At 69.4% G+C, this 16,002-nt stretch carries 13 protein-coding genes and 1 pseudogene; 6 read left to right on the forward strand and 8 right to left on the reverse strand.

The window, feature by feature from the left end; genetic code table 11:
• The 8 genes and pseudogenes from QK444_RS17100 to QK444_RS17135 form a co-directional block, all read right to left on the reverse strand.
• Positions 1 to 1,037: NUDIX domain-containing protein (locus tag QK444_RS17100; protein WP_282781472.1), on the reverse strand; the 1,037-nt coding region annotated here is incomplete at its 3' end.
• Positions 1,037 to 2,161 carry a glycosyltransferase family 4 protein gene (locus QK444_RS17105; protein WP_282781474.1) on the reverse strand — a complete coding sequence of 375 codons (1,125 nt, stop codon included), beginning with the start codon at positions 2,159 to 2,161 and terminating at the stop codon, positions 1,037 to 1,039. The genes QK444_RS17100 and QK444_RS17105, both read right to left, overlap by 1 nt.
• A 287-nt stretch (positions 2,162 to 2,448) precedes the next feature.
• Positions 2,449 to 3,384: pseudogene (locus QK444_RS17110) on the reverse strand (phosphatidylinositol mannoside acyltransferase); the annotation flags it as partial.
• Entirely contained in the window at positions 3,381 to 4,052 is a 672-nt protein-coding gene (gene pgsA / locus QK444_RS17115) for a phosphatidylinositol phosphate synthase (RefSeq protein WP_282781476.1), read from the reverse strand. The gene pgsA and the pseudogene QK444_RS17110, both read right to left, overlap by 4 nt.
• Position 4,053: 1 nt before the next feature.
• Positions 4,054 to 4,647, reverse strand: a complete 594-nt coding sequence (locus QK444_RS17120) for an HIT domain-containing protein (protein ID WP_029924231.1) — start codon at positions 4,645 to 4,647, stop codon at positions 4,054 to 4,056.
• Positions 4,648 to 4,673: 26 nt separating this feature from the next.
• Positions 4,674 to 6,746 (reverse strand): threonine--tRNA ligase, encoded by a 2,073-nt coding sequence (gene thrS / locus QK444_RS17125; protein WP_282781478.1) that lies wholly within the window; start codon positions 6,744 to 6,746, stop codon positions 4,674 to 4,676.
• 602 nt (positions 6,747 to 7,348) lie between these two features.
• On the reverse strand, positions 7,349 to 8,173 hold the full coding sequence (locus tag QK444_RS17130) for a (2Fe-2S)-binding protein (RefSeq protein WP_282781480.1): 825 nt from the start codon (positions 8,171 to 8,173) through the stop codon (positions 7,349 to 7,351).
• The gene (locus QK444_RS17135; protein ID WP_282781482.1) at positions 8,140 to 8,568 is read right to left on the reverse strand and encodes a TIGR02611 family protein; all 429 of its coding nucleotides are present in this window, start codon (positions 8,566 to 8,568) and stop codon (positions 8,140 to 8,142) included. Before QK444_RS17135 ends, QK444_RS17130 begins: the two co-directional genes overlap by 34 nt.
• A 291-nt stretch (positions 8,569 to 8,859) precedes the next feature.
• Between QK444_RS17135 and QK444_RS17140 the strand changes: the two genes are divergently transcribed.
• The 6 genes from QK444_RS17140 to eutC all read left to right on the forward strand — a co-directional run.
• Entirely contained in the window at positions 8,860 to 10,092 is a 1,233-nt protein-coding gene (locus QK444_RS17140; protein ID WP_282781491.1) for a helix-turn-helix domain-containing protein, read from the forward strand.
• Between the two features lie 92 nt (positions 10,093 to 10,184).
• Positions 10,185 to 11,708: an aldehyde dehydrogenase gene (gene adh / locus QK444_RS17145; protein WP_282781484.1), complete on the forward strand. Its 1,524-nt coding sequence runs from the start codon at positions 10,185 to 10,187 to the stop codon at positions 11,706 to 11,708.
• Entirely contained in the window at positions 11,708 to 12,241 is a 534-nt protein-coding gene (locus QK444_RS17150) for a DUF779 domain-containing protein (protein WP_282781485.1), read from the forward strand. Before adh ends, QK444_RS17150 begins: the two co-directional genes overlap by 1 nt.
• Before the next feature lie 37 nt (positions 12,242 to 12,278).
• Positions 12,279 to 13,721, forward strand: a complete 1,443-nt coding sequence (gene eat, locus QK444_RS17155) for an ethanolamine permease (protein ID WP_282781487.1) — start codon at positions 12,279 to 12,281, stop codon at positions 13,719 to 13,721.
• Positions 13,718 to 15,130: an ethanolamine ammonia-lyase subunit EutB gene (locus tag QK444_RS17160; RefSeq protein ID WP_282781488.1), complete on the forward strand. Its 1,413-nt coding sequence runs from the start codon at positions 13,718 to 13,720 to the stop codon at positions 15,128 to 15,130. Before eat ends, QK444_RS17160 begins: the two co-directional genes overlap by 4 nt.
• Positions 15,127 to 16,002, forward strand: an 876-nt coding sequence (gene eutC, locus QK444_RS17165) for an ethanolamine ammonia-lyase subunit EutC (protein WP_282781489.1), incomplete at its 3' end; no start/stop codon positions are given. The genes QK444_RS17160 and eutC, both read left to right, overlap by 4 nt.

Consider the following 16,002-nt stretch of genomic DNA (forward strand, 5'->3'; position numbering starts at 1 on the left):
CTGGAGCGGACCTCGGGGTCGGTGTCGGCGGACGCGGCCGCGAGGGCTTCGGGGAGGAGTTGGTCCAGGTGGTAGGGGTAGACGGTTTCGCCCATGCGGTCCAGGTCGACGATGTCGGCGGGGGTGCACCATTTGTTGCCGGAGATGCAGCGGCGCTCGACGAAGGTCAGGTTCGCCGGTTCGGGGGTGAAGGTGCGCACGCGCAGGACGAAGAACAGCTCCTCGGAGCGGATGAGCTCGCCGTTGAACGGGAATACCGCCACGCGCCGCCAGAGCGGGCCGCGCAGCTGGGAGGAGTCGGCGGTGTAGCCGGTTTCCTCGTAGAGTTCGCGCACCGCGGCCGCGCGCAGGGATTCGCCGGGGTCGACGCCGCCGCCGATGGTGAACCAGAACGGGATGTCGGGGGCCTTGGGGTCGTTGCCGCGTAACAGCAGCACCCGATCCTGTTCGTCGAGCAGCACCACGCGGGCCGAGGTGCGCACCGTGTCGACGTCCAGACCGGTCGAGGCGGCGGGGGTCACCCGTTCGGCGATCTCGAAGTAGGTGGGCAGCGGCGCGGTGCCGCCGAGGTGCAGCAGCCGGACCAGGCGGCGGGTGCGCAGCGCCAGGGTGTCGCGGACGGCGTCGTTGTGGAAGCGGCGCGCGATGAGCACCCGGGCCTCGGCGTCGGCGAGCTCGGCCACCAGCTGCGGCGGCAGATTCGTGATGTCGACGGCGGACAGCGCTGCCGCCAACTGATTTTCGACGGTTTCCCGGTCGCGCCAGTTGGCCCGCTCGGCACGATCGGCCAGGGAGGCGAGGCGGCGGGCCTGGTCTACGACCTCGGTATCGGCCTCCGGGCGGCCGATGGTGGTGGCCACCGACCGCGCCACCACCGCACGCCGCGCCAGGGCGGCATCGAGGGCGTGCCGGGCCTGGTCGCCGCGCACGTGCAGCCGGTCGAGCCGGTTGGCGGTGGTGTAGGCCCACACGCCGACGGTCAGGATCAGCGCCGTCACCAGCGCGAGAACCAGGATGGTGGTCGCGGAGAAGGTGATCATCCGGCGGTCCTCACCCGGCTGTCGCCGACGGTGACGGTCTCGTAGACGCGTAGGATCTGTTCGGCCACCACCGGCCAATCGTATTCGCCGACAACCTGATTGGCGGTGCGAATGTATTCCTCGCGCCGCCGGGTGTCGGTGAGCATGGTGTCCAGAGCGGTGGCGAGGCGGTCCGAATCGCCGACGGGCACCAGCATTCCGGCGGTGCCGTCACGCAGCACCCGGCGGAAGGCGTCCAGTTCGCTGGCCACCACGGCGGTCCCGGCGGCCATGGCCTCCACCAGCACGATGCCGAAGCTCTCGCCGCCGAGATTCGGCGCGCAGTACACATCGGCGCTGCGCATGGCCGACGCCTTCTCCGCATCGCTGACCTGCCCGAGGAAGCGCAGATGACCGGCGTTGCGCCCGGCTTCGCGCCGCAGCCGCTCCTCGTCACCGCGCCCGACGATCAGCACCTGCACGTCGGGGTGGCGGCGCACCAGCTCGGGCAGCGCACCCAGCAGCACCTCCATCCCCTTGCGCGGTTCGTCGTAGCGCCCCAGGAACAGCACGGTCCCGCCCGGGCGCGGATAACCGTCCAGCAGCGGCGCGTGCGCGAAGGCGGGCACGTCGACGCCATTGGGGATCTCCACCGCATCGCCGCCGAGCGCCTCCACCTGCCAGCGCCGCGCCAGCTCGCTCACCGCGATACGACCGCTGATCTTCTCGTGATACGGCCGCAGCACGCCCTGAAAAGTGCTGAGCACCAACGATTTCGTGGTCGAGGTGTGGAAGGTGGCGACGATCGGCCCCTCGGCGATCTTGAGTGCCAGCATGGACAGGCTCGGCGCGTTGGGCTCGTGGATGTGCAGCACGTCGAAGTCGTTCTCGGCGATCCAGCGCCGGATGCGGGTGTACGCGGTGGGCCCGAACGACAGTCGCGCCACCGACCCGTTGTAGGGGATGGCGACCGCGCGGCCCGCCGACACCACGAAATCGGGCAGCGGGGTGTCGTCGGCGGCGGGCGCGAGCACGCTCACCTTGTGCCCGCGTTCGATGAGTACCTGCGCCAGTTCCACGACATGCGCCTGCACTCCACCGGGAACGTCGAACGAGTACGGGCAGACCATGCCGATTCTCATAGCGCGCCTTCCCCCTTGTGTTCGGTGGCGTCGACCCGGCCGTCCGCATTCGGCGCGACCGCCGCGCCGTCGACGGTCGTCGCGACATCGGCAGGGTCGGCACCCGCTGCGCCGACATCGGCCGCGCCGGTAGCCCCTGCGCCGGCACCGCGCGCGACGGCATCCCCTGCGTCGGCACCGCGCGCGACGGTCTCCGCGGCACCGGCACTTCGCGCGCCGATGTCCGCGCCCGTCGGGGCGCTCGTCGTCGACGTCTCGTCTCGGGTGTAGCCGAGTTCCCGCTGCGCCGCCGCGATACGGTCCAGTCGGGCCTCCGACAGATCGCTCTCCCACAGCGGTTGCAGCATGTGCCAATCGGCGGGATGGGCGGCGATATCGGCCGCGAAGCGGTCCGCCAATGCCTGGGTTGCCGCCGCCACGCCGCCCGAAACGTCGAGGGCCGGTTCGGTCTTGAACCCCCACCCCTCATTGCCCGCCGCGTCCTCGGTGAACCAGCAGTGCACCGGGATCAGCGCCGCCCCGGTTTCGACCGCGAGCTTGGCCGCGCCCGCGGGCATCCAGGTGCGCTCCCCGAAGAACGTGACCGGCACGCCCTTACCGGTGAGGTCGCGCTCCCCCATCAGGCAGATGACACCGCCCGCGCGCAGCCGCTGCGCGAGTTGTGGGAAGGGCGGCTGCTCACCGCCGGTGAGCGGGAAGACCTCGAAGCCGAGGCCCTCCCGGTAGGCGACGAACCGCTCGAACAACGATTCCGGCTTCAGACGTTCGGCGACGGTGGCGAAGCGGCCGTGGTTCTGCACCAGCCACACCCCCGCCATATCCCAGTTCCCGGAATGCGGCAGCACCAGGATCACGCCCTTGCCCCGGGCGAGCGCGGCCTCCAGGTTCTCGACCTGCTGCACCGACAGGCGTGACCCCAGCGCCGCGTGATCCATGGACGGCAGCCGGAACGCCTCGCGCCAGTAGCGGGCGTAGGAGCGCATGCTCTTGTGGATGAGCTGATCGGGCACCTGCTCCGGCCGTACCCCCAGCACGCGAGCCAGGTTGAGCCGCAACTGATTCGGCTGTCCGGCACGCGCGGCCCGGTTGGCCCGCCGCGCCGCCGCGTCGGCTCCCGCGTCGAACGCGCGGCGCACCGTGCGCTCGGGCAGGGCACGCACCAGCCGCCACCCCGCCGCGTACGCCTTGTCGCTGAGCGCGGAGGTGAAATTGGAGACCGTCACCGCTGCGGTTCCTCCGGGGACTTGGCAGCGAGCGCGATGACCTCGCGCGCACCGGGTGAATTGCGCACCGCCAGCACCCGCTGGAAGACGGTGACGATGCTCAGCACCGCCAGCGCGTACATGGCCGCGTACACCGCGTAACTCAGCCATTCGATGCCGTAATGCCCACCGATACCGGTGAATCCGGCCCCGACCAGCACGATGACCAGACGATCCGGCCGCTCGATGAGACCGCCGTCGGCGGACAGGCCGCTGGCTTCGGCGCGCGCCTTGGCGTACGAGATGACCTGGGAGGTCACCAGCACCACCAGGGTGGCGGCGAACAGGTGCCTACTGTTCTCGTGGTAGACCGCCCACCACGCCAGGCCGCCGAAGATGGCCCCGTCCGCCACCCGGTCACAGGTGGCGTCCAGTACCGCACCGTATTTCGTGCCGCCGCCGCGGGCGCGCGCCATCGCGCCGTCGAGCATGTCGAACATGACGAACAGCCAGATCACCATGGTTCCCCAGAACAGATGTCCGGTGGGGAACAGGGTGACCGCGGCCGCGATCGACGCGGTGGTGCCGATGAGCGTCATCGCGTCCGGCGTGAGTCCGGTGCTCACCAGCGCCTTGCCCAGCGGGGCGGTCGCCTTGGCGAACGTATCGCGACCGAAGAAGCTCAGCACGCTATGCCGCCTTCCATGCCTCCGCCAGCAGTGCGCGGGTCTCCCGCAACAGCTGCGGCATGACCTTGACTCCGCCGACGACGGTGATGAAGTTCGCGTCGCCGCTCCAGCGCGGCACGATGTGCTGATGCAGGTGGTCGGCGAGCGAACCACCCGCCACGCCACCGAGATTCAGGCCCACGTTGAAACCCTCGGGCCGCGACACCTTCTTCATGGTGCGAATCGCCTGCTGGGTGAACGACATCAGCTCGAGGCTCTCCTCGGGCGTCAGGTCCTCCAGATTCGCCACCCGGCGGTACGGCACCACCATCATGTGGCCGGGGTTGTACGGGTAGAGGTTCAGCACCGCGTACACCCACTGCCCGCGGGCGATGACCAGTCCGTCCTCGTCCGACATCTCCGGGATATCGGTGAAGGGGTGCCCGGACTTCTTGGGCGCGTCGGCTTCCCGCTCCGCGCGCTCGGCGGCCGCACCGGTGATGTAGGACATCCGGTACGGGGTCCACAGCCGCTGCAGGCGGTCCGGATCGCCCGCGCCGGTATCCATGATCACCTCGCGCGGTGCCGAATCCTGCTGTCCGGCAGCCTCATCCATGAGACCGTCGGACGCCGTACGTTCACTCATTGCCCACCCTTGCGGATTTCGAACCCCTCCGCGGTCGGAGAGGTGTTCTCGCGGCGCCGGACCCAGTCCACGATGGTGGCGATCGCGTCGGCGACCGGCACGCCGTTCACCTGGGTGCCGTCGCGGAAGCGGAAGCTCACCGCACCCGCCTCCACATCCCGCGCACCCGCGAGCAGCATGAACGGCACCTTCTGCGCGGTGTGGTTGAAGATCTTCTTCTGCATGCGGTCGTCACCGCGGTCCACCTCGGCGCGAATGCCCTGCGCCGCCAGCTCCTCGACCACCCCGTCGAGATGTTCGGCGAAGTTCTCCGCGACCGGGATGCCCACCACCTGCACCGGCGACAGCCAGGCCGGGAACGCGCCCGCGTAGTGCTCGGTGAGCACACCGAAGAAGCGCTCGATGGAGCCGAACAGCGCGCGGTGGATCATGACCGGGCGATGCTTGGCACCGTCGCTGCCGGTGTACTCCAGTTCGAAGCGTTCGGGCAGATTGAAGTCCAGCTGGATGGTGGACATCTGCCAGGTGCGCCCCAGCGCGTCCTTGGCCTGCACGGAGATCTTGGGGCCGTAGAAGGCCGCGCCGCCCGGATCCGGCACCAGGTCCAGGCCGGAGTCGGTGGCCACCTTGCGCAGGGTTTCGGTGGCCTCCTCCCACAGCTCGTCGGAGCCGACGAACTTCTTGGGGTCCTTGGTGGACAGCTCCAGGTAGAAGTCGTCGAGGCCGTAGTCGCGCAGCAGCGACAGCACGAACTGGAGCGTGGTGGTCAGCTCCGCGTGCATCTGCTCCTTGGTGCAGTAGATGTGCGCGTCGTCCTGGGTCATACCGCGCACCCGGGTCAGGCCGTGGATGACGCCGGACTTCTCGTAGCGGTACACCGAGCCGAACTCGAACATGCGCAGCGGCAGTTCCCGGTACGACCGGCCGCGCGACCGGAAGATCAGGTTGTGCATCGGGCAGTTCATCGGCTTGACGTAGTAGTCCTGGCCGGGCTTGCGGACGGAGCCGTCCTCATTGAGTTCGGCGTCCAGGTGCATGGCCGGGAACATGCCGTCGCGGTACCAGTCCAGGTGGCCGGAGACCTCGAACAGGTGCCCCTTGGTGATGTGCGGGGTGTTGACGAACTCGTAACCCGCCGCGATGTGGCGGCGGCGCGAGTAGTCCTCGAGCTCCTTGCGGACGATGCCGCCCTTGGGGTGGAACACCGGCAGACCCGAGCCCAGCTCGTCGGGGAAGGAGAACAGGTCCAGTTCCAGGCCCAGCTTGCGGTGATCGCGCTTCTCGGCCTCCTCCAGCAGGCGCAGGTACTCGTCCTGCGCCTCGCTCGACTCCCAGGCGGTGCCGTAGATGCGCTGCAGATCCTCGCGGCTCTGGTCGCCGCGCCAGTAGGCGGCGGAGCTGCGGGTCAGTTTGAAGGCCGGAATGTACTTGGTGGTGGGGATGTGCGGGCCGCGGCACAGATCGCCCCACACCTTCTCACCCGAGCGCGGATCCAGGTTGTCGTAGATGGTCAGTTCGTTCGGCTCGAGGTCACTGCCGCCGACCTCCATGACCTCCGGATCGTCGATTCCGGACTTGTCGGAGATGAGTTCCAGCTTGAACGGCTCCTTGGCCAGTTCGACGCGGGCGTCCTCCACCTCGACCACCCGGCGCGAAAACCGCTGCGCGCCTTTGATGATCTTCTTCATCCGGGATTCCAGCTTCGCCAGATCCTCCGGGGTGAAGGGGCGGTCCACCTGGAAGTCGTAGTAGAAGCCGTCCTTGATGGGCGGACCGATGCCCAGCTTGGCCTCGGGGAACTCCTGCTGCACCGCCTGGGCCAGCACGTGCGCGGCCGAATGCCGGATCACGCTGCGGCCGTCCTCGGTGTCGGCGGTGACCGCCTCCACCTCGACGTCGGTGTCCGGAATCCAGGCCAGGTCCTTGAGGTTGCCCTCCGGGTCGCGGACGACGATGACGGCGTTGGGTCCCTTGCCCGGGAGTTCCGCCTCCCGCACCGCCGCGCCCGCGGTAGTCCCCGCGGGCACCCGGACGAGGGCCGCTGGGTTCTTCGGGGCTGAGGTGGTCACGGCTGCGCACTCCTTGGCATTGTCGAGGCGGGTGGTTTGCCCGCCGTACGGTGCGGGGTATCCCCCGCGGTGTTCGGTCGCCCGGGACGGATTCCCCGGCAACCACGACCGGACGCGTCCGTGCGCCCGCACGAGACACTTCCTCCGGCGCGACCATGCTATCGGGACGACCCCGGCCACGCGCCGATGGACCCGGCCGGGCGCGTGATCTGTGCTGTTTCGACCGCGAGCACGGCGGCACCGGTAAGCCCTGTTCCCATCTCCCGAGCGCTGCGCCTTCCGAACTCGGCGTCGTCCACAGCGCCGCGACCTTCAGAGCGTCGCGACCTCGGGTGTATGCCTGAACAGTCCCGCATACAGCGAGCCGGGCCGCGATATGGCGGTGTAACCACCGCAATGGTCCCGCTGCCCGAGGCGGGCCGAGGTCAGCACATCGCAGTACGCCCCGGGCCCACCCACCGTGCAGCGACAGTCCGACAGCCATCGCGCATACGTCCGGACGTATCGGACCAGCCGCACTACGCCGGTGTAGTCAGCTCGCGGATTCGCCGGAGTGGCTGCGAGCGACTCACCTGGGCGTCCCGTCCGCCGGAGTCGGTATCTCAGCCGCGCGCGGCCAGTTCCGACAGCAGCGCTTCCCGTTGGGCCGCAGGGCGTTTCGGGCAGCTGGTGCACATCTCGCAGCCGGGCACCTCGAAGACCAGGCAGCAGGAGATGCGGCGGACGAAGGTGCGCGGCCCGATATCGGTGAAGCGCGGCACCGGCAGCCGTCCGGCGACCTCGCGCGCCAGCCGGGCTCCGGCCTCGTGCGCGCCGATGTCCAGGGCGCGATTGCCGATGGCGTCGGCGACGATCGCCCACAGAGCGGCCGGACTCGCGCCCGAGACCTCGGCGACCAGCGGAATCAGCCGCGAGAGGGTGTTGCGCAGGGCCGGGCCGGTGGGCGTGGCGGACCACGGCTCTGCGGGCGCGCCATCGCGTGCCGTGCCACCGGCCGCCGTGGTGTCGAGGTCGGCGATGTCGCGATCCGCGGCATCGGGCGAAGCGTTGCCGGGCACGGCGTGGGAGGCCGGGAACGCCGTGGCGCACCGGCAGCGGTCACCAGCCCCGGTCGCGGTGTGGTCCTCGCTCACCGTCGGGATGGACAGCACCCGTTCCACGCCGCCGTCGGGGCGGATCTCGCAGGCGATCCGGTCCAGCGCCGGATTCATGGCGGGACGGCCGTCGGCGTAGGCGACGACGATGGGCGTGACCAGCGACGAGGCCGCCATACACCACCACAGCGTCCCGGCCACCCGGGAATCCGCGGTGCCCCAGGAGATCCCCATGTCGCCGATGCGCTCGGCCAACCACTCCCGGCGCAGCAGTTCACCACCGGGGACGATGGCCGCGTTCACCGGAACAGCGGACTGTTCAAGAATTCCCATTCGACTCCGATCGCGCCGCCGAGCATCCCGAAGGTGCCGAGCAGCCACAGCGTCGCCAGCACCAGCGCCACCGTGGCGATCGCGGCCAGTCCGCGCAGCAGCGGCCCGCGGGCGGCGTACCACCCCATGGCCCACTGATACCGCCGCCGCGTCCAGAGCAGAGCCCTGTGCGCCCAAGCGAATTCGGTGGCGAGGATACCCAGCCCCGCGAAGACGATCAGCCAGCCCGGACCCGGGTACGGGATCGCCAGGATCCCCACCGCCAGGACCACGACACCCAGCACGCCCACCACGATCCGGTAGGCGAGGTTCAGCGTAGGACGTCGCGCCACGCCCACGCGCCAGGCGCGCCAGCGAGTCGGCGTGGACGGAGTCGCTTCCGGTGCGGTAACCACACCGCCAGGGTACGGACCCGGGCGGCGGCGAGCCCGGACGAGCCGCGCTCACCGGGTGGAGTCACCGGGCGGGCACTGCCCGGGATGCCGGGATGCGACCGGTGGCGCGGTGGACGCAGACCCTCGCCCACCCGATCCCGGGGTCGGTGCCGATGCCGCCCTGACCAGGGTGTGACCGGTGTTACAGTGCTTGTGGGAGAGCACGAAGGACACCGATTGAACAGAGCAGCGCAGGCGAATCCATGGGTCGCGTTCCGGCCGGGGGATGATCTCGGGCAGTTGGCGCGACGGATGTCGTCGGCGCACAGTTCGTTCCTGGCGGGAGCCGAATCGCTGCCGGTGATCCGCCCCGAGGGCGAATCGGTGCGCTCGGTGGTGCTGGATTCCTGGCGGCGCAGCCGCAGCAGCGGTGTCGATCCGGACGGCTTCGGCGATGTGGTGGACCTGCACGGGTCCGAGCTGCGGCAGTACCGAGCCGATCATCCGACCGCGCTCATCCAGCCCGTGGTGCGAAAACTGTTGGTGGAGGACGCCGCCGAATCCGGTCTGCTGGTGGCCGTCAGCGACGCCCAGGGGCGGCTGCTGTGGGTGGAGGGCGATTCCCGGGTCAAGGACCGCGCGCTGGCCATGAATTTCGTGGAGGGCGCGGATTGGAGCGAGGACCGGGTGGGCACCAATGCCCCGGGTACCGCGCTCGCCCTCGACCATCATGTGCAGATCTTCGGGGCGGAGCATTTCAATCGCGCGGTGCACGAGTGGAGCTGTTCGGCGGCCCCGGTGCACGATCCGCTCAGCGGCGCGATCATCGGGGCCATCGATATCACCGGCGGACCCCGGGTGGCCGCGCCGGAGGTGCTGTCGCTGGTGCGGGCGACGGTGGCGGCGGCCGAATCCGAACTGCGGCTGCTGTTGCTGGAGTCGCGGAAACCCCTGGCAGCCACGGCCGCACGGCTCGAGGTGCTGGGCCCCCACCGCCCGACGCTGACCCGCGGCGGCGAGCGCGTCCGCCTGAGCCAGCGCCACGCCGAGATCCTGCTGCTGTTGGCCGAGCATCCGGAGGGACTCAGCGCCGACCATCTGGCCATCCTGCTCGACGAGGCCGAACTCGATCCGGTGACGGTGCGCGCGGAAATGTCACGGGTGCGCAAACTGCTGGGTGAGGGCGGCCTCGGCTCGCGGCCGTATCGGCTGCTCATCGACCTCACCACCGATGTGGACGAGGTGCGCGCCGCACTCGCCCGGGGTGAGACGGCGGCGGCGCTGCGCGCCTATCCCGGACCGATCCTGCCGCGCTCGCTGGCTCCCGGCATCGACGAGTTGCGGGTCGAGCTGCGGGAGCGGCTGCGCGCGGCCCTGCTGCGGTCCGGTGATCGCCGCCTGCTCGCCCGCTGGACCGGGTCGGCGGACGGCCGCGAGGATGTGGCGGCGTGGACCGCCTACCTGGCCGTGCTGGACCGGCAGTCGCCGATGTACACGCAGGTCAAGGCGCAGTTGGGAGTTCTCGACCAGAAGCTGGGCATTTGACCAGTTACTTGCAACCGTCATGCAACATGACCGCTCCTAGTGTTCCGAATCACACCTGACGCACGAACTGTCAGCCGACCGAGGAGCATTCGATGACCGTCTTCGCCCGCCCCGGCACCCCCGATGCCGCCATGTCGTTCCAGGCTCGCTACGACAACTGGATCGGCGGCGAATGGGTGGCCCCCGTCAAGGGCCAGTACTTCGAGAACCCCACCCCCGTGACGGGCCAGACCTTCTGCGAGGTGGCCCGCGGCACCGCCGAGGACATCGAACTCGCCCTCGACGCCGCCCACGCCGCCGCCCCCGCCTGGGGCAAGACCTCCGCGGCCGAACGCGCGGTCCTGCTCAACAAGATCGCCGACCGGATCGAGGAGAACCTCGAGGCCATCGCCCTCGCCGAGAGCTGGGACAACGGCAAACCCATCCGGGAAACCCTCAATGCCGACATCCCGCTGGCCATCGACCACTTCCGGTACTTCGCCGGAGCCATTCGCGCCCAAGAGGGTTCACTGTCGGAGATCGACGCCGACACCGTGGCCTACCACTTCCACGAACCGCTCGGCGTGGTCGGTCAGATCATCCCGTGGAACTTCCCCATCCTCATGGCCACCTGGAAGCTCGCCCCCGCCCTGGCCGCGGGCAATGCGGTGGTGCTCAAGCCCGCCGAGCAGACCCCCGCCTCGATCATGTTCCTGATCAGCGTCATCGGCGATCTGCTGCCGCCCGGCGTGGTCAATATCGTCAACGGCTTCGGCGTGGAGGCGGGCAAGCCCCTCGCATCGAGCCCGCGCATCAAGAAGATCGCCTTCACCGGTGAGACCACCACCGGCCGCTTGATCATGCAGTACGCCTCGCAGAACCTGATACCGGTCACCCTCGAACTCGGCGGCAAGAGCCCGAACATCTTCTTCTCCGACGTGCTCGCCGCCAACGACGACTTCCAGGACAAGGCCCTGGAGGGCTTCACCATGTTCGCGCTGAACCAGGGCGAGGTCTGCACCTGCCCGTCGCGCGCGCTCATCCAGTCCGATATCTACGACGAGTTCCTGGCCGCCGCGGTGGTGCGCACCAAGGCGGTGCGCCAGGGCGATCCGCTCGACACCGACACCATGATCGGCGCACAGGCCAGCAACGACCAGCTGGAGAAGATCCTGTCCTACATCGAGATCGGCAAGGGCGAGGGCGCGACCCTGCTCACCGGCGGCGAGCGCGCCGACCTCGGCGGCGATCTCTCCGGCGGCTACTACGTGCAGCCGACCGTGTTCGCGGGCGACAATGCCATGCGCATCTTCCAGGAGGAGATCTTCGGTCCGGTGGTCTCGGTGACCCGGTTCGTGGACTACGACGATGCCATCAAGACCGCCAACGACACCCTGTACGGGCTCGGCGCGGGCGTGTGGTCCCGCGACGGCGGCGTGGCCTACCGGGCCGGTCGCGACATCCAGGCCGGGCGGGTGTGGACCAACACCTACCACCAGTACCCGGCGCACGCGGCGTTCGGCGGCTACAAGCAGTCCGGTATCGGCCGCGAGAACCACCACATGATGCTCGAGCACTACCAGCAGACCAAGAACCTGCTGGTGAGCTACGCGCCGAAGGCGCAGGGCTTCTTCTGATGTCCGCGCGCCCCGCGCGGGTGCGCGCCACCGCGGCGGCGATGGATCTGCTCCGTCGCCTCCGCGGGCGGCACGGCCCGCTCATGCTGCACCAGTCCGGCGGGTGCTGCGACGGCTCGGCCCCGATGTGCTATCCGGCGGGCGAATTCGTGGTCGGCGATCACGATGTGCTGCTCGGACTGCTCGATCTGCGGCTCGGCGTGGACGAGCTGCCGACCACCACGCCCGAGCCGGAAGACACCGCCGCCGTGTGGATCTCGGGTCCGCAGTTCGCCGCCTGGCAGCACACCCAACTCGTTCTCGACGTGGTGCCCGGGCGCGGTTCGGGTTTCAGCCTCGAATCGCCGGAGGGCTTCCGATTCCTCAGTCGTGGACGGGTTTTCGATACCAACGAACTGGCCGCCCTGGCCGATTCCGCGCCGGTGACCGGCGCGGGCTGGGACCGTGGCGAACGCCCGCTCACTCCCACCCAACCACAGGTGGTCGCCGAGGCGGCCGACGCCTGCCCCGTTCCCGGTCGCGGAACAGTCTAGAAATCACCGTATTTCGTTCAGCATGAAGGAGGTCGCGATGGCGATCCCCACCAATGAGCCCCACCATCACCGGCATGTGGAGACTCATCTCGAGGACAGCGCCTATCTCGCCAAGCGCTCCCTGAAATCCGGGAGCGCCGGCTGGGTGCTGCTCGCGGGCCTCGGCGTCAGCTATGTGATATCCGGCGACTACGCCGGATGGAACAACGGTCTGGCCCAGGGCGGATTCGGCGGATTGCTCATCGCGACCGTGGTGATCGCGGGCATGTACCTGGCCATGGTGCTCGGTATGGCGGAACTGTCCTCGGCCCTGCCCGCGGCGGGCGGCGGCTACACCTTCGCCCGCCGGGCGCTCGGGCCGTGGGGCGGATTCGCCACCGGCACCGCCATTCTCATCGAATACGCCATCGCGCCCGCGGCCATCGCCACGTTCATCGGCGCGTACGTGGAATCGCTGAACCTGTTCGGGATCACCGACGGGTGGTGGGTGTATCTGGCGGTGTACGCACTGTTCATCGGCATTCATCTGACCGGGGCGGGTGAGGCGCTCAAGGCCATGTTCGTCATCACCGCCATCGCGCTGGTCGGTCTGCTGGTGTTCGCGGTGTCGGCGTGGGGCCTGTTCGACACCGCCAATCTGACCGATATTCCGGCCGATCCGGACGCCGTGGGCAGTTCGTCGTTCCTGCCCTTCGGGTACTTCGGCATCTGGGCGGCGGTGCCGTTCGCCATCTGGTTCTTCCTGGCGGTGGAGGGTGTGCCGCTGGCCGCGGAGGAAGCGCGTGAGCCGGAGAAGAACGTGCCCAAGGGCATCATCATCAGCATGCTGGTGCTCATCGTCACCGGCGCGTCGGTGCTGTTCCTGGCCACCGGAGCCCAGGGGGCGGACGCACTGTCGGCCTCGGGCAATCCGCTCGTCGAGGCGCTGGGCGATTCCTCGACGGCGCGGGTGGTCAACTACATCGGCTTGGCCGGACTGGTGGCCAGCTTCTTCTCCATCGTCTACGCCTACTCCCGGCAGACCTTCGCGCTGTCCCGGGCCGGATACCTGCCGACCAGCCTGTCGATCACCAACTCCCGCAAAGCGCCGATGCTCGCGCTCATCGTGCCCGGCGTGATCGGCTTCGGGCTCTCGCTGACCGGCGAAGGAGCGATGCTGCTGAACATGGCCGTCTTCGGCGCGGCGGTCAGCTACGTGCTCATGATGGTCAGCCATATCGTGCTGCGAGTGCGCGAGCCCGGCATGCGGCGGCCCTACCGCACCCCGGGCGGCGTGGTGACCACCGGATTCGCCCTGGTCGTCGCCTGTGCCGCGGTGATCGCCACCTTCCTGGTCGACCGCACCGCGGCGGCCTGGACCCTGGTCGCTTTCGCGGGCTTCATGGCCTACTTCGGGCTCTACAGCCGCCATCACCTGGTCGCCAACTCACCCGATGAGGAGTTCGCGGCCCTGGCCGAGGCCGAGGAGGAATTGCGGTGACGCGCTATCACCAGCGAATTCGCGGTGTCGGCTACAGCTTCGACGGACTGGTCGAGCTGATGGCCAAGGCGACACCGCGCCGCGGCGGCGACGAATTGGCCGGGTGCGCGGCGGAATCCGATGCCGAGCGGGCCGCCGCGCAGTGGGCACTCGCCGAGGTGCCGTTGCAGCGGTTCCTGCTCGAACCGCTGGTGCCCTACGAGACCGACGAGGTCACCAGGCTGATCATCGACAGCCACGATCGTCTTGCCTTCCAAGCGATCTCACATCTCACCGTGGGCGGGCTGCGGGACTGGCTGCTGGAGACCGCCGCACGCCCGGATGCCGCCGCGCGCCTGGCGGCGGTCTCCCCCGGGCTCACGCCGGAGATGGTGGCGGCGGTCAGCAAGCTCATGCGCAATCAGGACCTCATCGCGGTCGCCCGCGCCATCGAGGTGACGGCGGCCTTCCGCACCACCATCGGGCTGCCGGGGCGGCTGGGCACCCGCCTGCAACCCAACCATCCCACCGATGACGCACGCGGTATCGCGGCCGCGACGCTGGACGGACTGCTGCTCGGCTGCGGGGACGCCGTGATCGGCATCAACCCGGCCACCGACTCGCCGCACGCCACCGCCGAACTGCTGTATCTGCTCGACGACATCCGGCAGCGGTTCGCCATCCCCACCCAGTCGTGTGTGCTGTCCCATGTCACCACGACCATCGAATTGATCGAGCAGGGCGTGCCGGTGGATCTGGTGTTCCAGTCCATCGCGGGCACCGAGGGCGCGAATTCCGGGTTCGGCGTGAACATCTCGCTGCTGCGGGAGGCCGAGGAGGCGGCACGGTCGCTGCGGCGCGGGACGGTCGGCGACAATGTCATGTACCTGGAGACCGGGCAGGGGTCGGCGCTCTCGGCGGGCGCGCACCTCGGCACCGGCGGGAAGCCGGTGGACCAGCAGACCCTGGAGACGCGGGCGTACGCGGTGGCGCGGGAACTGCGGCCGCTGCTGGTGAACACCGTGGTCGGGTTCATCGGACCCGAATACCTCTACGACGGCAAGCAGATCATCCGCGCCGGACTCGAGGACCACTTCTGCGGGAAACTGCTGGGCCTGCCCATGGGCGTGGACGTCTGCTACACCAACCACGCCGAGGCCGACCAGGACGATATGGACACCCTGCTCACCCTGCTCGGCGCGGCCGGTGCGGCCTTCGTCATCGCGGTGCCGGGAGCCGACGACGTCATGCTCGGCTATCAGAGTCTCAGCTTCCACGACGCGCTCTACGCCCGCCGAGTGCTGGGGTTGCGCGCCGCACCGGAATTCGAGACGTGGTTGCGGGGGCTCGGCATGGCCGACGATTCCGGCCGGGTGCTGCCGGTGGAGATCACCGCCTCCCCGCTGCGCGCCCTCACGGGAGCGCTATGAGCATCGAACACACGGCAAACATCGAACATACGGCAAGCACCGAGCACGCCGTGGGCACCGAGCACGCCGTGGGCACCGAACGCACAGCAAACACCAAGCACGCGGTAGGAACCGAACTCACAGCAGACACCGAGCACACGGTAGGAACCGAGCGCACGGTGGGCACCGCACAAACGGCGAGCAATGCACAAGGGACGCAGGACTTCTGGAACACCTTGCGCTCGGCAACTCAGTCCCGCATCGGTCTCGGCCGCGCGGGTGACGCGCTGCCGACCGCCCGCGTCCTGGAATTCCGGGCGGCCCATGCCGCGGCCCGCGACGCGGTCCACCTGCCCATGGACACCGCGGCCCTGGTGCCCCACATCGAAGCGGTCGGCCTCGGCACCCCGGCGGTAGTGCGCAGTCGCGCCGCCGACCGACCCGAGTACCTGCGCCGCCCCGACCTGGGCCGCCTTCCGCACGACCTGACCCCCGTCCCGCACAGCGGTGCCGATATCGGCTTCGTTCTCGCCGACGGCCTGTCTCCCCGCGCCCTCATGGACCACGGCGCTCCCCTACTGGCCGCGCTGGCTTCCGAACTCGCCGAACACTATTCGCTCGCCCCACCGGTCATCGCCACCCAGGCCCGGGTGGCCCTCGGCGACCACATCGCATCGGCCCAGGGCGTCCGCACCCTGATCGTCCTCATCGGTGAACGCCCCGGCCTCTCGGTAGCCGACAGCCTCGGCATCTACCTCACCCACCACCCCCGTCCGGGCCGCACCGACGCCGACCGCAACTGCGTCTCCAACATCCATCCCCCGGAGGGCCTCGGCTACGAACAAGCGGCCCGCGTGGTCGCCGGCCTCGTCGCCGGAGCCCACCGCCTCGGC

Origin of the sequence: Nocardia sp. CC201C, from assembly GCF_030010695.1 — a bacterium.
In the GTDB taxonomy this organism is placed as follows: Bacteria; Actinomycetota; Actinomycetes; order Mycobacteriales; family Mycobacteriaceae; genus Nocardia; species Nocardia otitidiscaviarum.